A 17,313-nucleotide genomic window follows, 5' to 3' on the forward strand; every position below is an offset into this window, starting at 1 on the left:
GATTGCAGAGCCTCCCGTGAACCCCATATGCCGCCAAGCAGAATTCCTGCCGTTAACCATCCGTTAACCTTGCGGCTGGCTTTGACGATCAATGTGGTACAACCAACACAGAACCGGCCTGCCAAAGGCCCCCACAAGGCTTGAGATTACATCGTGTCATCACTTTTTGGTATTGAAGCGTCGCGGGCTGTTCTCTTCGTGATCGCATTTGCCATCATCCTGGCCCTGGTCGCCTTGTTCGGCCTGGTGCTGCGCAAGCTTACCGGCGCCCGCCTCATGATGCCGGGCAATGACAGGTCCCGCAGTCGCCAACCCCGCCTCGGCATCGTCGATGTCTACGATCTCGACCGTCAGCGGCAGCTTCTCCTGCTGCGCCGGGACAATGTCGAGCATCTCCTTCTGATCGGCGGACCGAACGACGTGGTGATCGAGACCAACATCGTCCGCGCGGCCGGCGCGCGCGTTCCGGTTACCGCCAGCGAGCCGGGACCGGAGCGGCTCGAACCTGCCCTCGACCAGGCGGCCCCGCGGCCCGCACAGGTCGAAACCAACGGACGCCCGTCCATCGAGACGCAGCTCGCGGCCCAGCTCGACGCCTTCGTTCGCCGCCCCTCGGAGCACTCGGACGTCGATCAGGAGCTTACGGCCGTCGCCTCCATCAGCGCGCCTGTTCCGGCTCGTCCGGAGCCTGTCATGAAGCCGGACAACGTTTCGGTTTCGGCGGCCCCGGCCGTGACGCCCCTCCGGGCCGAGGCGCGTACGCCTCCCGCCCCGAGCGCGCCCGCCGCGCCTCCGGTCGAGCGCGCCGAGCCGCGTGCGACCGTCACGCCGCCATCTTTCCAGTCCCGGGCCACGCCGACCGCCCCGACTCCGCCCGCACGTCCCGCCCAGGACGACTCCGTCCGGGTGTTCCCCGTTCCGCCTGTTGAGAAGCCCGCTGCGCCTGCCGTCAAGGCCGGCCCCGACGCAGCGGTTCTATCCAACATGGCCAAGCAGCTCGAGGAGGCTTTGAAGCGTCCTGCGGCGGCGATGACCCCTCCTCCGGTCCCGGCCTACGAGCAACGGGAAGAAGCCGTTGCGGATGAGGACGACCTGCTCGAAACCGCTCAGCCGGAGGACGCTCGCACGGATTACCGGAACGAGGACCTTGAGGATCTCGTGGAGGCGCCTGCGGCTGCTCCGCAGCCCGAGCCGCCGCGCCCGGCCAGCGCACCCGCACGCCCTGCTCCAGCTCCTGCTCCAGCTCCTGCCCCTGCTCCAGCTCCTGCCTCGGCCCCTGCTCCTCTCCCTCCGCAGCAGCCGGAGCCTGCCGTAGCCTCCGCCCCGCGAAAGGAACCCGATCCCTTCTCCGTGGAGGACATCGAGGCCGAGTTCGCCCGTCTGCTCGGGCGTCCGCTCGATCCCTCCAAGAAGGGTTAGCCGGGCACCGGCAGGGACCATGCGCTGAAAATGAAAAGGGCTCCGTCACCGGAGCCCTTTTTGTTTTTGTTGGAATGACGGGAGAGATCAGTCGTCCCGGTAGACCCGCTCGTTGCGCTCGTGACGCTCCTGAGCCTCCAGCGAGAGGGTCGCGATGGGGCGAGCCTCAAGGCGCTTGAGGGAGATCGGGTCGCCCGTTTCCTCGCAATATCCGTAGGAGCCATCGTCGATGCGGGCCAGGGCCGCGTCGATCTTGGCAATCAGCTTGCGCTGCCGGTCGCGCGCGCGAAGCTCGATCGCACGATCCGTTTCAGAAGAGGCGCGGTCTGCCAGGTCAGGATGGTTCTCGTTCTCGCTCTGCAAGGTTGCGAGGGTTTCCTGAGCCTCCTTGAGGATGTCGCTCTTCCAGCGGATCAGCTTGCGCCGGAAATACTCCCTCTGCCGTTCATTCATGAAGGGCTCGTCTTCTGTCGGTCGATAACCCTCATCAATAACGATGTCTGTCATGTTCGGCCGTTGTTCCCCGATGAACTGTGGCGCCCCTATATAGGGAAGTGGATGTCCCGACAACGCTCTTTCATATCATCGATTTGTCTAAATGGCCGGACGCCGGTCTCGGAAATCCTTGAATTGTAAGGGAAAGCAAAGCTCCGTACGATTTGCCGCACCATGAGCCGGATACCTCTTAGGAGGTAGCAGCCTCGGCGCGGCTGATCAGCTCGCCGGCGACATCGCCGATTTTCGGCGTTTCCTCCCGAATGAAGGGCAAGGGCCGGCAGACGGAAAGCGCAGCCAAGCCGAATCGGGCGGTCATGAGCCCGTTCAACACCCCCTCGCCCAGCTTTGCCGAGATCCGGGCCGCCAGGCCAAGCCCCAGAACCTGCTGCATCAGGCTGTCGCCCACGGCCACTCCGCCCGTGACGGCAAGGTGGTTCAGCGCCGCCTTGGCCAGCCTCAGGAAGCCGAACAGGCCGGGCCGGCCGCCATAGATCCGCGCCAGGGTGCGCAGCAGCCGGACGGCCGCGAAGATCACGAAGGCGACGTCCACGATGGCCCGGGGGCTCACCGCCGTGACCAGGGACACCTGCTTGGCCGCCGCCGCGATCGCCCGCTTGGCCTGGACGTCGAGGGGCGCGAGCAGCTCGCGCTCGGCGATGGCGAGCCTGTCGTCCGCATCGATGATCTCGTCCCTCAGCTCCTTAAGCCTGGCGCGCCCGGTGGCGGAGCCGCTCCTGGTCCCGTAGAGGGCCACGAGATCGGCCACGATGCCTTTGGCCGCCCTGTGATCCTTCACCGCCAGGGCATCGACGGCCGCTTCCCGCAGCTTCTCGATCTTCTGCTCCCGCAGGATCCCCGAAATTTCGCGTCCCACCAGAGCCAGGAAGGCGAAGGCGGCGAGCACCGCAAGCGCAAGAGCCACCCAGCCGAGCCAGGGAGCGACGGCATAGAGCTCGACGATCAGGTTCTCCAGCGCGAGCCCGAGCCCCAGGACGAGAAGGCCCGCTAGGGCCGACAGCAGAATGCCCATCCAGGGTGCGCGCCGACGCTCACCCATGGGCACGACGACGCCGTCTGCCGCCTCGATGGCGTCGAAGGGCTCCTCCGTGACCTGGATCGAGCCGCCGGTCACGTTGGGATCGTCGAGGCGGAAGGCGCGAGGTTGGCGGCTCATGCGAAACGGTCCCCCAGGAGAAATTCAAGAGCACGGTCGAGGCGAATATGGGGCATTTTCGCCATGCGGCCCGCCGCATCGACAGGCAGCCGCGGCGGCCGGAAGCGCGGAAAGCGGAAGGAGCCGGGCTCGATGGCCCCCTGAAAGATGGCCTCCGCGGTTTCGGGCAGTTCACCCGGAAAGATCGCGGCCTCGGTCTCGCCGTCAAAGATCTCGCTTCCCACACGTTCGCCCGCCTCCGGAATACCCGCCACCGCCCGAAGGGTCTCCCGGCCCTCGCGCACGCTCGTCTCGCGCGTCGCCCGCATCGAGGCGAGGGCCACCGTGCCGACCCGTGCGCCCGCGGCTTCCGTGCGGCGCGAGGCACGGTTCACGAGAAGGCGCAATACTGCATCGAGGCGGTCATGATCGGTGTGATGGATGTGGTCGGCCTTCGTGGCGGCGAACAGCACCCGGTCGGCCCGAGGCGAGAACAGCCGGGAGAGCAGCGTGTTGCGTCCCGTCCGGAACGCCATGAGCACCTGATCGAGCGCCTCCTCCAGCTCCGCCAGGGCGGCTGGCCCGGCGTCGATGGCGGCCAGCACGTCGACCAGCACGATCTGGCGGTCGATGCGCTGGAAATGATCGCGGAAGAAGGGCCTCACCACATGCGTCTTGTAGGCTTCGAAGCGGCGCTCCATGAGGGCCGCGAAGCTGCCCGGCGGGATGGGCTGGCGGTTGGGCAGGTCGAGAGGCGCGAAGGTCAGCGCCGGAGAGCCCGCGAGATCGCCCGGCATGAGGAACCGGCCCGGCGGCGTGGTCGCCACGGCCTCCGCGCCCGAGCGGAGCGCGAGCAGGTAATCCTTGAAAGTGTCGCTCGCCCGCGAGGCCAGCACCTCGTCGGGAGCCCCGGCCGGGTCGAGGGTCTTCAGAATCTCGTGCCAGCGCCCAGCAATGGCCGCCCGGGCGGGCTTGCGGCTGGCATCGATCGTCTGGCGGGACCATTCGGCGTAGCCCGCGTCGAGAAGCGCCAGGTCGAGCAGCCACTCGCCCGGATAATCCACGATGTCGAGAGCCAGCGCGGCCGGTCCAGGGCGCCAGCCCGCTTTACGCTCATATTCGATATCGACCCGCAACTCGCTGATACGGCTCGTGGATTGTGGCCAGCGCCTGTCCTGCGTGAGCGCCGCCATGTGCTCCTCGAAGGGAAAGCGCGGCACGGCGTCGTCGGGCTGATGCGCCAGATAGGCGCGCCGGATGCGGCCCTCGGCGGAGGCGCGGAAGGCCGGGAGATTGGTGCCTCGCGTCAGGTGATGAACCAAAGCCGTGGTGAACACGGTCTTGCCGGAGCGGGCGAGCCCCGTGACGCCGAGACGGAGCGAAGGCTGGATCAGTTGGCCGGAAGCCTCCCAGAGCGATTGCGCGGCAGAGCCGGCGCGGGAGGCAAGATCGGTGAAGAGAGGCACGCGGAACCTGAACTTTGCTGTGGCTCGAGATCACATGGGATTCGAAAGGTCAAAGATAAAGCCCAGGCTCCGCTTTTCTTTCTCCTCCGGCAAAGCCCGCCGGAAGAGCATCGCGATAAATTTCGCCTTGTCGGCAATGCCGTTCTAGATCACGTAGAAGTCCGAAGCCGTCATCTTCAGGCCGGTGTTGATCTTTGCGAAGATGATCGCGGCCCCCTTGCCCGAACCATCCGCATCATAGGACAGATAACCCGTCTTTTTGTCGTAGACGATCCGGTCGGATGAATCCGCCGCCTTGCTGCCGATGGCAAAGGCGCTCGAGGCCAGTTTCCGCGGGCTTGATAGAGAACCCGAGCCCAGTTTCGTGAAGATGGCGTTGTCCAGCCAGATCGTATCGTCGGCGACCGAGAAGTCCTTGATCGTATCGCGGTTGCTCGATTTGTTCGGCCTGGTGTCGAAGACGAACACGTCCTTGTTCCTGCCACCATAGAGCGTGTCGTTGCCGAGCCCGCCCCCCAGGGTGTCATTGCCGTTGAGCCCGCTGAGAGTGTTGCTCTTCGCGTTGCCGATCAGCTTGTTGGAGAGGCTGTTGCCGGTGCCCCGGAGAGCATTGCCTGCCAGCGTGAGGTGATCCGCCTGGGATGACAAGACGTGACTGGCGCTGGAGGAGATCGTCACGACATCGGCGGCCGAAAGCCCGATGGTATGGAGCACGGCGTATTGAGCGTTGGTCAGGGTGAGCCTGTTGTCCTGGGCGTCGAAGACATTGACGCCCCTGGTGGCCAGGGCGGAGATCTGCTCGACCGTCAGGGCGCCGAGAGCCTGGCCCGTAGCCTTGAGCGTCAGGACATCGACGCCGTTGGCTCGCATATCGGCGATCTGTTCGTCGTCGAGGATCGTCATGTCGTCGTAGCTTGCCGACAGGGTGACGTTGTCCGCCACCGTCAGCTTCATCCCGCCAACGGGGCTGATGGCGTTGTATTGGGCGAGCGTGAGGCCCAGCACATTGTCGCTGGCATCGATGATGGTCACCCCTCGGTCGGCGAGGGAGAACAACGCAGAGGGACTGAGCGTGCCCAGGATCTGCCCGGACGCATTCAGGGATACGTCATCGACATTGTTGGTTGCGAATTCCGCGATCTCGCTGTCTCGGAGGATTGCCAGGTCGGTGAGGCTGAGAGCAATGGTGACTTGGTCATCGGCTGTCAGCGTAATCTCCTGGAGAGGGTTCGTGATCGCGTCGTATTGCTCGAGGGAGAGAGTGAGCTTGCCGTCGGCTGCATCGATGCTGTCGAGCCCCTTGATGCCGAGACTTGTCAGATGGGCAATCGAGAGGCGGGATAGCTCCTGGCTGTTAAGGGACAGGGAAACGTCGTCCCCTTCCGCGAGGACAATGTTCGATTGCGCCATGGCAATGGCCCGGTCGGCGCCAGCAAGGGAAAAGGTATTGGTGGTCGAGTCAAAAACATCGATGCCCTTATTGGAGAGGGCCGTAATCTGTTGAGCTGAAAAGAAGGAAAGCTTTATATCGCTGTCACTGATCGTGACGAGATCGGCGGCATCAAAAGTCAGATTGGTCTGCCCTACCCATGCGGCGACATTTGCATTGACCTGAAGCGATCCGCCGTCCGCGTCGATGACATCGACGCCCTTGGCATTGAGGGCATTGACCTGGGCTTGGCTCAGCCCTCTGATGGCCGCCTCGGTATCGGCGAGCTCGATCACGTCGTCGGCGCTGAGGGCCACGGTGCCCAGGGCTTGAAATTCGGCCCAAGTGAGCGACACCCGGACGGCATCGTTCGGGTTGGCATTGAGCGAGACGACGCCGTTGCCGGCCAAGGCCGCGATCTGTTCGAACGTCAGGGTGTTGATCGCCTCGGCCGTATCGACGATCGCGATGCTTCCCGGCGGAAAAGGCGCTCCTGCCAAATATTCGGCGACAGTCTTCGTTGTGATGGCCACGATCCTGAATCTCCCCGAGCATAGGAATGCAGGCTTCGCAATTACGGCGAAGCCTGAAAGGTAGAGAATAAAGTTGCTAATATCCGGCCATGGGAGGATTTGCAATAAAATCACACCGGGAATGCAGATCCGAGAGATGGTTACTCTCGGAACCAGCTTCCGCAGGAGCTTTCGAGGCCTTTGTTCCTGAACGGTTTGCAGCTTGCTCAAGCGCGGTCAGGATGTTTTACCACAATCCCCATCCGGCCCCGCCGGACGGGCCTTTCCGCTCTCGCGGGTCGAAGCGCCATATAGGCGTGCCCTGTGTAGCGCTTCCGAATATAGGCGTGGAGGCGATATATGGCGCTGCGATCTTCCGCGATGACCACCATGACGACCAGCACGTCGCCCTGGCTGCATTGTTCGAATGTCGGTGCCTCGTTGTTCTCGAGCCATTTCCTGGCGATCGCGGGCGTGCATAGGGCCCAGCCGATATAGCCGACGACCACGCCGTCACGTACGGCGAAGGCGTAGTGGCGGCGGCGGATCTGCCCGGCGATGGAGCCCACGAGCTTGTCGGCCCGATAGGCGCTGAAAGGGGCATGCGCGGCGACATAGGTGACGGCGAGTCCCGTCGCCGCATCGACATCGGGGACCTGCTGAATGGAAACCACGGTCAATCCTGCACTCTGCCCCGAGAAGACCCCCTCCGAGCCGCCGACGGCTTCATCCGACGATTGATCGGCTGCCGCTAACCCGTTGCGGAGCGGGGAAAACACGCCGCGTCGGCCCGACTCCCGGCCATTCCAGGCATGGCCCGGTTAATTGTCAAGGCGCGGCACGACGGGTGGGCGCTCCCTGGCGCTCGCCTCGACTTTCTCGGTGGCCCGCTCGATGGCGGCCTGCACGAGATCGGGACTGGCCCGGACCGCCCCCAGTTCGAAGGCCGACATCGCCAGCATCACCCGGGCCAGGTTCGGCAGGGGCCTGCCTTCCGCCGTGAACAGCTTGAGGTCGTCGGTAGGACCCACGCCCAGCCCTTCGACCATGCGGCTCGCATAGTTGCGCAGACGCTGCTCGTCGGACCCGCAGGCGGAGGCAGCCTGCGGCTTAGGCGTGGCGGAGGCCGTCGTGGCGGGCTCGCGCTTGGGCTTGGGCTCGGGCCTGGGCTTTTGGACGACGAGGGGCCTCGGGTCGGGAGCCTTGGGCCTCTCGCCCATTCCTGCGGCGATGCTCGGCACCCTGTATTGCGGCGTCTTCTGGGTCATGGGAATGACCATCGAGACCCGGCCCGGCCTGCCGCCGGAGCCACTTTTGGCGGTGTACTGCACCACCCTGCCCTTCCGGCGCGAGGCGAGATACCGGGCCCGGACCGTGCCCCCGATTCCCCGGACGGCCAGGACCGCCATCCCGCCGATCCCGGTGGCGATTCCGCATTCGGGCGGAGCCCAGCGGCGCACGATGTCGAGGGCGGATTTGCGGTTGAAATCCAGATAATAGCGCTTCAGCAGCAGGGCTGCGGCATCGGCCCCGTGATGGGCGGAGGCGAAGCCCACATGCCCTTCGCTGTCGGTGGCGAGTTCACCGTTCCAGCGGGCGCTCTTGATGCACCAGTAGTTGTTCAGCTTCACGCAGCGGGTGACGAAGGGGCGCTCGGCCTTGAAGAGCGCCGCGAGGGTAATCACGGTCTTCGGCTCGAGAGCGTCGATGGCCTCGGAGCGCCAGTTGCTCACCTCGCGGCTTTGGGGCTCATAGCGCGCCTGGAGCGCCTTCCCGGGAACCAGGAGTTCCGCCATGTCGGGAAGCAGGGCGCGTCCGGCAAGCCCGAGCGCAAGAAGCGTCTGAAGCAGCATGGTGAGATTTCGATCCCGCGAACGACTGAAGATGGCTAAGGTGGTTTTCAGGAGAAACGATGGCGGGGCCGATATGTTCAGGCCGGCGGGCCGAAGCATCCCCGATCGTGACCGTTGTCACCTGGCGCTCCACCAGCGACCGACTTCCTTCAGCGAGACCTTTCATGACAGACGTTATGATCCGTCGCCTCGAACCCTCGGACGCCCAGGCCTACCGGGACCTCAGGCTGGAGGCCCTCGCCGCCAGCCCGGAGGCCTTCGGCTCCAGCCATGAGGAGGAAGCGCCGCTCCCTCTGGAGACGATCCGGGCGCGCATCTCCGCCACAAGTCCCAATGCGATCTTCGGAGCCTTCACAGGAGACCGCCTCGTCGGCATGGCAGGCTTTGCTGTCCATGAGCGCGCCAAGGCTTCGCACAAGGGCCTGATGTGGGGCGTCTATGTCCAGGCGGACCGGCGAGGTCTGGGATTGGGAAAGAGGCTGGTCGAGCAGGTGATCGACCACGCCTCCCGGCACGTGATCATGCTCGAAGCGGCCGTCGGCACGACCAACGAAAGCGCCCGGCGCACCTATCACGCCCTCGGCTTCAGGCCCTATGGAATCGAACGGAAGGCTCTGCGCGTCGGCGATGTCTTCTACGACGAGGAGTTGCTGTTCATCGAGTTCGGCGCCCCCGATCCCTGAGCGTTCAGCCGATTTCCTTGGTTCGCCGGACCTGTTCTAATCGTCCTCGCCGGCCCCGATCGATTTGGGCGTGACGAAGCGGTCCAGCCGTCCGGACTTGCGCGTGACGCGGGACCAGCTCTCCTGCGGGAAATCGATGACGGCGAGACCCGCGGTCGGGTACTTGCGGCCGAGCCGCAGAATCCCGTCCATGTCGCCTTCGCCGATCAGGAAGCCCGCCAGATCCTCGAAGCCCGGGTTGTGGCCGATCATCAGAACCGTGCGCGCTTCCGGCTCCACCTCCTGCAGGACGGTGAGCAGCCGCGCGACGGGAGCCTCGTAGATGCGCCCGTCGTGCCGGCTCGGCACCTCGCCGATGATGGGCCGCACGAGTTCCCAGGTTTCCTGTGTCCGGCGCGCCGAGGACACCAGCGCGAGGTCCGGCACAAGGAATTCGCGCTTGATGTACTTACCCATCGCGACGGCGGCCTCCTGCCCCCGGGCGGCGAGCGGCCGGTCCACATCGAGAGCACCGGGAGGCCAGGCGGCCTTGGCATGGCGGAGGAGCAGCAGGCGCAGCATCAGCGCCCTTCCCGCCTTGCGATGAAAGCCAACTTCTCAAATAGGCTCACGTCCTGCTCGTTCTTCAGGAGCGCCCCATGGAGCGGAGGAATGAGCTTGCGGGTATCGCGCTCGCGCAATTGCTCCGGGCCGATATCCTCTGACAGCAGGAGCTTGAGCCAGTCGAGGAGCTCCGAGGTGGACGGCTTCTTGCGCAGTCCCGGAACCTCGCGCACCTCGAAGAAAACTTTAAGCGCCTCCTCCACGAGCCGGTGCTTGATGCCGGGATAATGGACCTCGACGATGCGAGCCATGGTCTCGGCATCGGGGAACTTGATGTAATGGAAGAAGCAGCGGCGTAGAAACGCGTCCGGCAGCTCCTTCTCGTTGTTCGAGGTGATGACCACGATGGGGCGCTGCCGGGCCTTCACCGTCTCGCCGGTCTCGTAGACGAAGAACTCCATGCGGTCGAGTTCGAGCAGGAGGTCGTTCGGGAACTCGATGTCAGCCTTGTCGATCTCGTCGATCAGCAGGACAGGCCTGGTCTCCGATTGAAAAGCCTCCCACAGCTTGCCGCGCCTTATGTAGTTGCGGATGTCCGAAACTCTGCTGTCGCCGAGCTGGCTGTCGCGCAGGCGCGACACCGCGTCGTACTCATAAAGGCCTTGCTGGGCCTTGGTGGTGGACTTGATGTGCCAGGTGAGGAGCGGCGCGTTCAGGGAGCGGGCGATCTCCTCCGCCAGCACGGACTTGCCTGTGCCGGGCTCGCCCTTCACGAGAAGGGGGCGCTCCAGGGTGATCGCCGCGTTGACGGCCACGGTCAGATCCTCCGTCGCCACATAGCTTTCAGTTCCGGTAAAACGCGCCATCCCGCCCTTCCTTGGTCATTGAGCGGAGCCTAAGTCGCACTCCCGGCTTTCGGCAACCGCTCTCATCCTGTAAGCCCATAACAAACGTGGGAGGACAAGTACCTATGGCTTACAACCGTTATCACAAGGATCGCATCGGCAATCACAAGCTGAAGCCCGAGACCCTCATGCTGGGCTACGGCTACGATCCGACCCTGTCGGAAGGCGCGGTGAAGCCGCCGGTCTTCCTCACCTCGACCTTCGTGTTCAACAGCGCTGAGCACGGCAAGGAATTCTTCGACTACGTCGCCGGTCGCAAGGAGCCGCCGAAAGGCGAGACCGCGGGCCTCGTCTATTCCCGCTTCAACCATCCCAACGCGGAGATCGTCGAGGATCGCCTCGCCATCTTCGAGGAGGCCGAATCGGGGCTCCTCTTCTCTTCCGGCATGTCGGCCATCGCAACCACGATCCTGGCCTATGCCCGCCCCGGTGACGTGGTTCTCCACTCGCAGCCGCTTTACGGCGGCACGGAAACCCTGATCGCCAAGACGCTCGCCAATTTCGGCATCGCGGCCGTGGGCTTCGGCGATGGCGTCGACGAGGCCGGCATCCGCGCGGCGGCGAAGGCGGCTCAGGCCAAGGGCCGGGTGACGATCATCATGATCGAGACGCCGTCGAACCCGCTCAACACTCTCGTGGACGTGGCCCTCATCCGCACCGTCGCGGAGGAGATCGGGCAGGCTCAAGGCGCCCGTCCGATCATCGTGTGCGACAACACCCTGCTCGGGCCGCTCTTCCAGAAGCCGCTGAAGCACGGCGCGGACATCTCGGTCTATTCGCTCACCAAGTATGTGGGCGGGCACTCGGATCTGATCGCCGGCGCCGCTTTGGGCTCCAAGGAGCACATGAAGGCCGTGCGCCTGCTGCGCTCGGCCATCGGCACCCAGCTCGATCCGCATTCCTGCTGGATGATCGGCCGCTCCCTCGAAACCCTGGCGCTTCGCATGTCGGCCGCGAACCGCAATGCGGAGATCGTGGCCGGGTTCCTGCACGAGCACCCGAGCATCGCAAAGGTTCACCACCTCGCCTACCTGCCGGAAGGCTCGCGCGCCCGCCAGGTCTACGAGGCGCAGAGCGACGCTGCCGGCTCCACCTTCTCCTTCGACGTGAAGGGCGGCGAAGCGGAAGCCTTCAGGGTGCTCAACGCCCTTCAGGTGTTCAAGCTGGCGGTCAGCCTGGGGGGCACGGAATCCCTGATCTCGCATCCGGCCTCCACCACCCATTCCGGCGTCCCGAAGGAAACCCGCGACCGGCTCGGCGTGACGGACGCCACGATCCGCGTCTCCATCGGCATCGAGCACCCGGACGATCTGGTGGCGGACCTCGCCCAGGCCCTCGCGACGCTCGGGTGATCCGTCTTCCCCGGCCTTGAGCCGGGGTCCACGCCCGAGGAACCACGGCATCGAGGACGACGTGGATGGCCGGGATAAGCCCGGCCATGACGGGTATCGGCGGTACCCGGCACATGTGGTCGCGCAGGGGCAGATTGCAGCAGATTGCCCTTGCGCTCCCGTTCTGCGTAGAACCACAATGCGCCCGAACGGAAGGATCACATGAGTACCGCGATCGACCTGCATGCCTATCAGGAGCCCATCCTTTTTCTGGCTACGGCAGGCATCGTCGTTCCGGTGTTCCACAGGCTGAAGATCAGCCCCGTTCTGGGGTTCCTCGCAGCCGGCGCCCTGCTCGGCCCCTATGGTCTCGGACGGCTCATTCCCGACTATCCTTGGGTCGACTGGCTCACCTTCACCAACCCTGAGGGCACGTCGAGGCTCGCCGAGTTCGGCGTGGTGTTCCTGCTCTTCACCATCGGCATCGAGCTGTCCTGGCAGCGCCTGCGCATCCTGCGCCGCCAGGTCTTCGGGTTCGGCACGCTTCAGGTTCTGCTCTGTGCCTTGGCGCTGGGCCTCTTCGCGTTCAAGGTCGTGGACTCCATCGCGGCGGCGGCGCTGATCGGCATTGCGCTGGCCCTCTCCTCCACCGCCATCGTACTGCCGGTCCTGGCCGAGCAGAAGCGCCTCGGCTCGGCGGCGGGACGGGCGAGCTTTTCCGCCCTTTTGTTCCAGGATCTGGCCGTGGCGCCGATCCTGTTCGCGATCGCGGCTCTCGACACGCGCCAGCCCGAAGTCACCATGCTGTCCTTCGGGACGGCTCTGTTCCAGGCGGCCCTGGCGCTCGCGATCATCGTCGGTCTCGGGCGCCTGGTGCTCCGCCCCTTCTTCCAGATGGTGTCTGCCACCAAGAGTCCGGAACTGTTCATGGCGGCCTGCCTGCTCGTCGTGATGGTGACGAGCCTGATCGCGGCGGTGAGCGGATTGTCCATGGCGCTCGGCGCCTTCATCGCGGGCATTCTCCTGTCCGAGACGGAATATCGCCGCGCCGTCGACACGACGATCCAACCGTTCAAGGGATTGCTGCTTGGCGTGTTCTTCGTGTCGGTCGGCATGAGCCTCGACGTCGTGCGCTTCCTGGGAGCGCCCATGACGATCCTGGCGGTCGCCACCTTCCTGATCGCGATCAAGAGCGTGATCATCTTCTGGCTCAGCCGGCCCTTCGGCCTGAACGCTCCGGAGGCGGCGGAAACCAGCCTGCTGCTCGGGCCGGGCGGCGAGTTCGCCCTTGTCATCCTGGGAGCTTCCATGGCGGCGGGGCTCGTTCCAGGGGAAGTCGGGCAAAACCTGCTGCTCGTCACGACGATCACGATGGTGGCGATCCCCTTCCTGGCCCGTCTCGGGCGCCGCCTGAGCCGCCGCCTCGAGCGCAAACGCCCCCTGAACCCCGAGGCCGCCGAGCCCCCGCCGCCCGAGGAGCCGGGCCGCGTCATCGTTGCCGGGTACGGCCGCGTCGGCCAGCTCGTGGGCGACATGCTCCAGCGCCACAAGGTGCCTTATCTTGCCATCGACATGGACCCCTTGCGCGTGGCCGAGGAGCGCAAGGCCGGAAAGCCGGTGTTCTTCGGTGACGGAGCTCACGCCGGGTTCCTGCACGCCTGCGGCATCGAGCAGGCCCGCGCCCTAGTCATCACCCTCGACACGCCGAGCGCCATCGAGGCGGTGGTGACGGCGGCCCGCCAGGAGCGCTCAGACATCACCATCGTGTCCCGTGCCCGCGACGCCAGGCACGCCGCCCAGCTCTACGAGCTCGGCGTCGACGATGCGGTACCGGAGACCATCGAGGCGTCCCTTCAGCTCAGCGAGGCGGTGCTGGCCGATATCGGCGTACCGATGGGCCTGGTGATCGCCTCCATTCACGAGCGGCGCGACGAGTTCCGCTCGTTGCTGAGAAAGAGCAACAAGAAGCCGGAGCGCATCGAGTTCCGGGCGCGGCGCACCGTGGGCAAGTAGGGGATTGCGCCTTTCCCGCTTGACCTTCCCGAATCCCGCCCGACACTGATGCGATGTTCCTCACCTTCTTCACAGAGCTGCGCGCGGCCAAGGTGCCCGTTTCGCTGAGGGAGTATCTCTCCCTCCTGGAGGCGCTCGACCAGGATCTGGCCGACAAGAGCGTGGAGGAATTCTATTATCTCTCCCGCGCCTGCCTGGTGAAGGACGAGCGTCATTTCGACCGCTTCGACCAGGTCTTCGCCCATGCGTTCAAAGGCCTCGAGCGGATGGGGCAGGCCTTCGGACAGACGGAGATCCCCGAGGAATGGCTGCGCAAACTCGCCGAGCGCTACCTCACCGAGGAGGAGAAGAGGCAGCTCGAAGCCATGGGCTGGGACAGACTCTGGGAGAACTTGAAGAAGCGCCTGGAGGAGCAGAAGGGCCGGCATCAGGGCGGCAATAAGTGGATCGGCACCGCCGGCACCTCCCCCTACGGCGCCTATGGTTACAACCCGGAAGGCATCCGCATCGGCCAGGACAAGAACCGCAACTTCCGGGCCGTGAAGGTGTGGGGCAGGCGCGAGTTCAAGGATTTCGACGACAGCGTGGAGCTTGGCGTGCGCAACATGCGCATCGCGCTGCGGCGGCTGCGCCGCTTCGCCCGCGCCGGCGCGCCGGAGGAGCTCGATCTCGACGGGACCATTCACGAGACCGCCCACAAGGGCTATCTCGACGTGCGCCTGCGCCCGGAGCGCCGCAACGCCGTGAAGGTTCTGCTCTTCCTCGACGTGGGCGGTTCCATGGACTGGCATGTCCAGGTAGCCGAAGAGCTGTTCTCGGCGGCGCGGCTCGAGTTCAAGCATTTCGAGCACTTCTACTTCCACAACTGCGTCTACGAGCACCTGTGGAAGGAGAACCGGCGCCGCTTCGACGAAAAGATCCCGACCCTCGACGTGATCCGCACCTATCCGTCCGATTATCGCGTGGTCTTCGTCGGCGACGCTTCGATGAGCCCCTACGAGATCACCCATCCCGGAGGCTCCGTGGAACATTGGAACGAGGAAGCGGGCGGAGTCTGGATCCGGCGCATTCTCGACCACTTCCCGAAGGCCGTCTGGCTGAACCCCGTGCCGCAGAGCCACTGGACCTACACCCAGTCCATCGCCCTCATGCGGCAGCTCTTTTCCGAGCGCATGCACCCTCTTACGGTCGAGGGCATAGACCACGCCATGCGCGAACTGGTACGCTAAGGCCCATGACGCAGACTTATACCCATAGCCCCCGCCCCGTGGGCGGCCCGATAAGCTTCGCCATCCAGGGCGACCGGCTGATCGTGGATTCCGGCCGCAAGGTGCACGAAGTGCGCCTCGGCGCGGTCGAGACCGTGCGCATGACCTACGAGCCTGGACGAGTCGGCCAGAGATCCTTCCGCACGAAGGTGACGATGAAGGACGGCAAGGCCTTCAGCTTCAGCTCCCTCACCTGGAGAAGCCTCATCGAGGCGCAGGAGATGACGGCCGAGTACCGGGCTTTTGCCCGAAGCCTGTGCGAGGCCATCGTGAAGGCCAATCCGCAGGCCCGCTTCATCGCCGGCAAGCCCTGGTGGCTCTGGTTCTCGACGGCGGCGGTCGCCGTCCTGTCCCTGCTCCTCATGGCCTATCTGATCTGGCAGGCTGCTCGGATGGGCTCGACCGGCGTCGCCCTGATCGGAGCCCTGCTCGCCGCCGTGGGCGTCTGGCAGATCGAGCCGATGGTGCGCCTCAACAAGCCGCGCCCCTTCAGCTCCGGCGCACTGCCGGACGAGCTGATGCCGAAGGCGGGCTGACTCTTCATGACGAGCAGCCTCGAAGACGCGAACGAGCGGCAGCCCGACATCGCAACGGTCGGCAGCAGGATCGTTTACGAGAACAAGTGGATGACGGTCCGCGAGGATCAGATCCGCCGCAGAGATGGCTCGCTCGGAATCTACGGCGTCGTCGACAAGCCTGACTTCGTGATCATCGTCCCCGTCGAGGACGGCATCGTCCATTTGGTCCAGCAATACCGGTATCCCATCGGCCGCCGCCAATGGGAGTTCCCCCAAGGCTCATGGGAAGGCCAGCCCGGTGCCGATCCGCGCAGTCTCGCCAGAGGCGAGCTGGAGGAAGAGACCGGACTGCTGGCCGGCGATATCCAGGAAGTGGGACAGCTCTATCCCCTTTATGGAACCGTGACGCAGAGCTACCGGATTTTCCTGGCGACGGATCTCAAGCCAGGCCGCCGCCGGTTGGAGCAGGAGGAACAGGACCTCGTGACCGGAGCCTTTCCGCTGGCCGAGGTGGAGACGATGATCCTGAACGGCACCATTCAGGATGCCGGAACCGTGGCCTCCTTCGGAATCCTCAGGCTCAAGCGTTTGATTTGAATGCTTGCCCGCCCCTCTTGGCCGGACTTAACCCGGCCATCCACGCTTCTGCGCAGCTGAAGACGTGACCCCCGGAACAAGTCCGGGGAGGCGATGTCCCGTCAAGCCCGCACCACGAGCACCGAGCACCTGGCGTGCCGCACAATGGTGGCGGCGTTCGAGCCCAGAAGATAGGTCGCCATGCTCGGGCGGTGCGAGCCGATGACGACGAGGTCCGCGCCGATCTTCTCGGCTTCGTCCAGCACCTCATTGTAAACGGAGCCGAGGCGCACCACAGCCGAGACGCGCTCGGCCGGGAGGCTCACCTGGGCGGCCAGCTCGGCGAGCTTCTTCTCGGCCTCGTCCTGCTGCTCCTGGTCGAAGGCCGGGGGCATGAATTCCATGTAGGTGACGGGCACGATGGCCCGCACATAGATGAGGCGGATGCTGCCCTCGCCGCTTTCGGCGAGTTCCACCGCCTTGTCGAGGGCGGGTTGCGCCGCTCCGATTTCACCGAGATCGACGGGAACCAGGATCGTCCTGAACATGACAAAGCCTCCGGATCAGCCCTGACGGGTCGGGGTATGAACGACGAGCCCGTCCATTTCCGGGCGGACCCTGATCTGGCAGGACAGGCGCGAGTTGGGACGGACGTCGAAGGCGAAATCCAGCATATCCTCCTCCATCGGCTGCGGCTGGCCGGTCACGGCCTCCCATTCCTCGTCCACATAAACATGGCAGGTCGCGCAGGAGCAGGCGCCGCCGCATTCCGCCTCGATGCCGGGAACGCCGTTGCGCACGGCCGTCTCCATGACGGTCGAGCCTTCTTCGGCCTCCACTGTCCGGGCGGTGCCCTCGGCATCGATGAATGTTATCTTGATCATTGCGGACCTCTTTGTGACGGCGCATATTTAAGACACGGGGCACCGAATGACGAGAGACGGGAGTGAGGCTTGCCGTCTTTTCGCCGTATTTTCCCCGGTAGTGCAGGTTACTGAGCCGTTAACGACGTTCACAAGTGGCAGGGGACTTCGGGTTTCCTTGAGCATCGCCGGCCGCTAAACTCGCTTGGTAAACAGTAGATTACCGTACGGAAGGACTGTCAGAAGTTTTTCCGTACCGGCTGGAGTCGCGCATCGCCGCTCG

General features: G+C 64.9%; 17 protein-coding genes. 7 read left to right on the forward strand and 10 right to left on the reverse strand.

The window, feature by feature from the left end:
* Positions 1-153: 153 nt before the first annotated feature.
* Entirely contained in the window at positions 154-1,419 is a 1,266-nt protein-coding gene (locus tag E4K09_RS30690) for a hypothetical protein (RefSeq protein ID WP_166802379.1), read from the forward strand.
* A gap of 87 nt (positions 1,420-1,506) precedes the next feature.
* Here E4K09_RS30690 and dksA read toward each other — a convergent pair whose 3' ends face one another.
* The 6 genes from dksA to E4K09_RS17550 all read right to left on the reverse strand — a co-directional run bounded on the left by dksA (position 1,507) and on the right by E4K09_RS17550 (position 8,330).
* Positions 1,507-1,926, reverse strand: a complete 420-nt coding sequence (gene dksA, locus E4K09_RS17525) for an RNA polymerase-binding protein DksA (RefSeq protein ID WP_134499078.1) — start codon at positions 1,924-1,926, stop codon at positions 1,507-1,509.
* Between the two features lie 178 nt (positions 1,927-2,104).
* Entirely contained in the window at positions 2,105-3,091 is a 987-nt protein-coding gene (locus E4K09_RS17530) for a YcjF family protein (RefSeq protein WP_134499079.1), read from the reverse strand.
* The gene (locus tag E4K09_RS17535) at positions 3,088-4,536 is read right to left on the reverse strand and encodes a YcjX family GTP-binding protein (RefSeq protein ID WP_134499080.1); all 1,449 of its coding nucleotides are present in this window, start codon (positions 4,534-4,536) and stop codon (positions 3,088-3,090) included. The genes E4K09_RS17530 and E4K09_RS17535 overlap by 4 nt, the downstream gene beginning before the upstream one ends.
* Positions 4,537-4,680: 144 nt before the next feature.
* On the reverse strand, positions 4,681-6,498 hold the full coding sequence (locus E4K09_RS29230; RefSeq protein WP_166802380.1) for a calcium-binding protein: 1,818 nt from the start codon (positions 6,496-6,498) through the stop codon (positions 4,681-4,683).
* A gap of 206 nt (positions 6,499-6,704) precedes the next feature.
* Positions 6,705-7,256 carry a hypothetical protein gene (locus tag E4K09_RS17545; protein ID WP_134499081.1) on the reverse strand — a complete coding sequence of 184 codons (552 nt, stop codon included), beginning with the start codon at positions 7,254-7,256 and terminating at the stop codon, positions 6,705-6,707.
* Between the two features lie 42 nt (positions 7,257-7,298).
* The gene (locus E4K09_RS17550; RefSeq protein ID WP_134499082.1) at positions 7,299-8,330 is read right to left on the reverse strand and encodes a hypothetical protein; all 1,032 of its coding nucleotides are present in this window, start codon (positions 8,328-8,330) and stop codon (positions 7,299-7,301) included.
* 164 nt (positions 8,331-8,494) lie between these two features.
* Here E4K09_RS17550 and E4K09_RS17555 point away from each other — a divergent pair, with 164 nt between their 5' ends.
* Complete coding sequence (locus tag E4K09_RS17555; RefSeq protein WP_166802381.1) at positions 8,495-9,013, forward strand: GNAT family N-acetyltransferase; 519 nt, start codon at positions 8,495-8,497, stop codon at positions 9,011-9,013.
* A 36-nt stretch (positions 9,014-9,049) separates the two neighbouring features.
* On the opposite strand, the gene E4K09_RS17560 is transcribed toward E4K09_RS17555, so the two are convergent.
* Both E4K09_RS17560 and E4K09_RS17565 read right to left on the reverse strand, forming a co-directional pair.
* Positions 9,050-9,574, reverse strand: coding sequence for a SixA phosphatase family protein (locus E4K09_RS17560; RefSeq protein ID WP_134499084.1), 525 nt, complete (start codon positions 9,572-9,574; stop codon positions 9,050-9,052).
* Positions 9,574-10,422 (reverse strand): AAA family ATPase, encoded by an 849-nt coding sequence (locus tag E4K09_RS17565; protein WP_134499085.1) that lies wholly within the window; start codon positions 10,420-10,422, stop codon positions 9,574-9,576. Before E4K09_RS17565 ends, E4K09_RS17560 begins: the two co-directional genes overlap by 1 nt.
* 104 nt (positions 10,423-10,526) lie before the next feature.
* On the opposite strand from E4K09_RS17565, the gene E4K09_RS17570 reads away from it, so the two are divergent.
* The 5 genes from E4K09_RS17570 (at position 10,527) to E4K09_RS17590 (ending at position 16,188) form a co-directional block, all read left to right on the forward strand.
* Entirely contained in the window at positions 10,527-11,813 is a 1,287-nt protein-coding gene (locus tag E4K09_RS17570; protein WP_134499086.1) for a cystathionine gamma-synthase family protein, read from the forward strand.
* A 201-nt stretch (positions 11,814-12,014) separates the two neighbouring features.
* The gene (locus E4K09_RS17575; RefSeq protein ID WP_134499087.1) at positions 12,015-13,805 is read left to right on the forward strand and encodes a cation:proton antiporter domain-containing protein; all 1,791 of its coding nucleotides are present in this window, start codon (positions 12,015-12,017) and stop codon (positions 13,803-13,805) included.
* Between the two features lie 53 nt (positions 13,806-13,858).
* Positions 13,859-15,034 carry a vWA domain-containing protein gene (locus tag E4K09_RS17580; RefSeq protein ID WP_134499088.1) on the forward strand — a complete coding sequence of 392 codons (1,176 nt, stop codon included), beginning with the start codon at positions 13,859-13,861 and terminating at the stop codon, positions 15,032-15,034.
* A 5-nt stretch (positions 15,035-15,039) separates the two neighbouring features.
* Positions 15,040-15,609, forward strand: coding sequence for a hypothetical protein (locus E4K09_RS17585; RefSeq protein ID WP_134499089.1), 570 nt, complete (start codon positions 15,040-15,042; stop codon positions 15,607-15,609).
* Positions 15,610-15,615: 6 nt separating this feature from the next.
* Positions 15,616-16,188 carry an NUDIX domain-containing protein gene (locus E4K09_RS17590; protein WP_244610565.1) on the forward strand — a complete coding sequence of 191 codons (573 nt, stop codon included), beginning with the start codon at positions 15,616-15,618 and terminating at the stop codon, positions 16,186-16,188.
* Positions 16,189-16,289: 101 nt separating this feature from the next.
* Here the strand turns inward: E4K09_RS17590 and E4K09_RS17595 are convergent, their stop codons facing one another.
* Positions 16,290-16,715 carry a universal stress protein gene (locus E4K09_RS17595; RefSeq protein WP_134499090.1) on the reverse strand — a complete coding sequence of 142 codons (426 nt, stop codon included), beginning with the start codon at positions 16,713-16,715 and terminating at the stop codon, positions 16,290-16,292.
* A 15-nt stretch (positions 16,716-16,730) separates the two neighbouring features.
* Positions 16,731-17,051: a 2Fe-2S iron-sulfur cluster-binding protein gene (locus E4K09_RS17600; RefSeq protein ID WP_134499091.1), complete on the reverse strand. Its 321-nt coding sequence runs from the start codon at positions 17,049-17,051 to the stop codon at positions 16,731-16,733.
* Positions 17,052-17,313 lie beyond the last annotated feature (262 nt).

Origin of the sequence: Microvirga pakistanensis, assembly GCF_004458765.1 — a bacterium.
Lineage (GTDB): Bacteria > Pseudomonadota > Alphaproteobacteria > Rhizobiales > Beijerinckiaceae > Microvirga > Microvirga pakistanensis.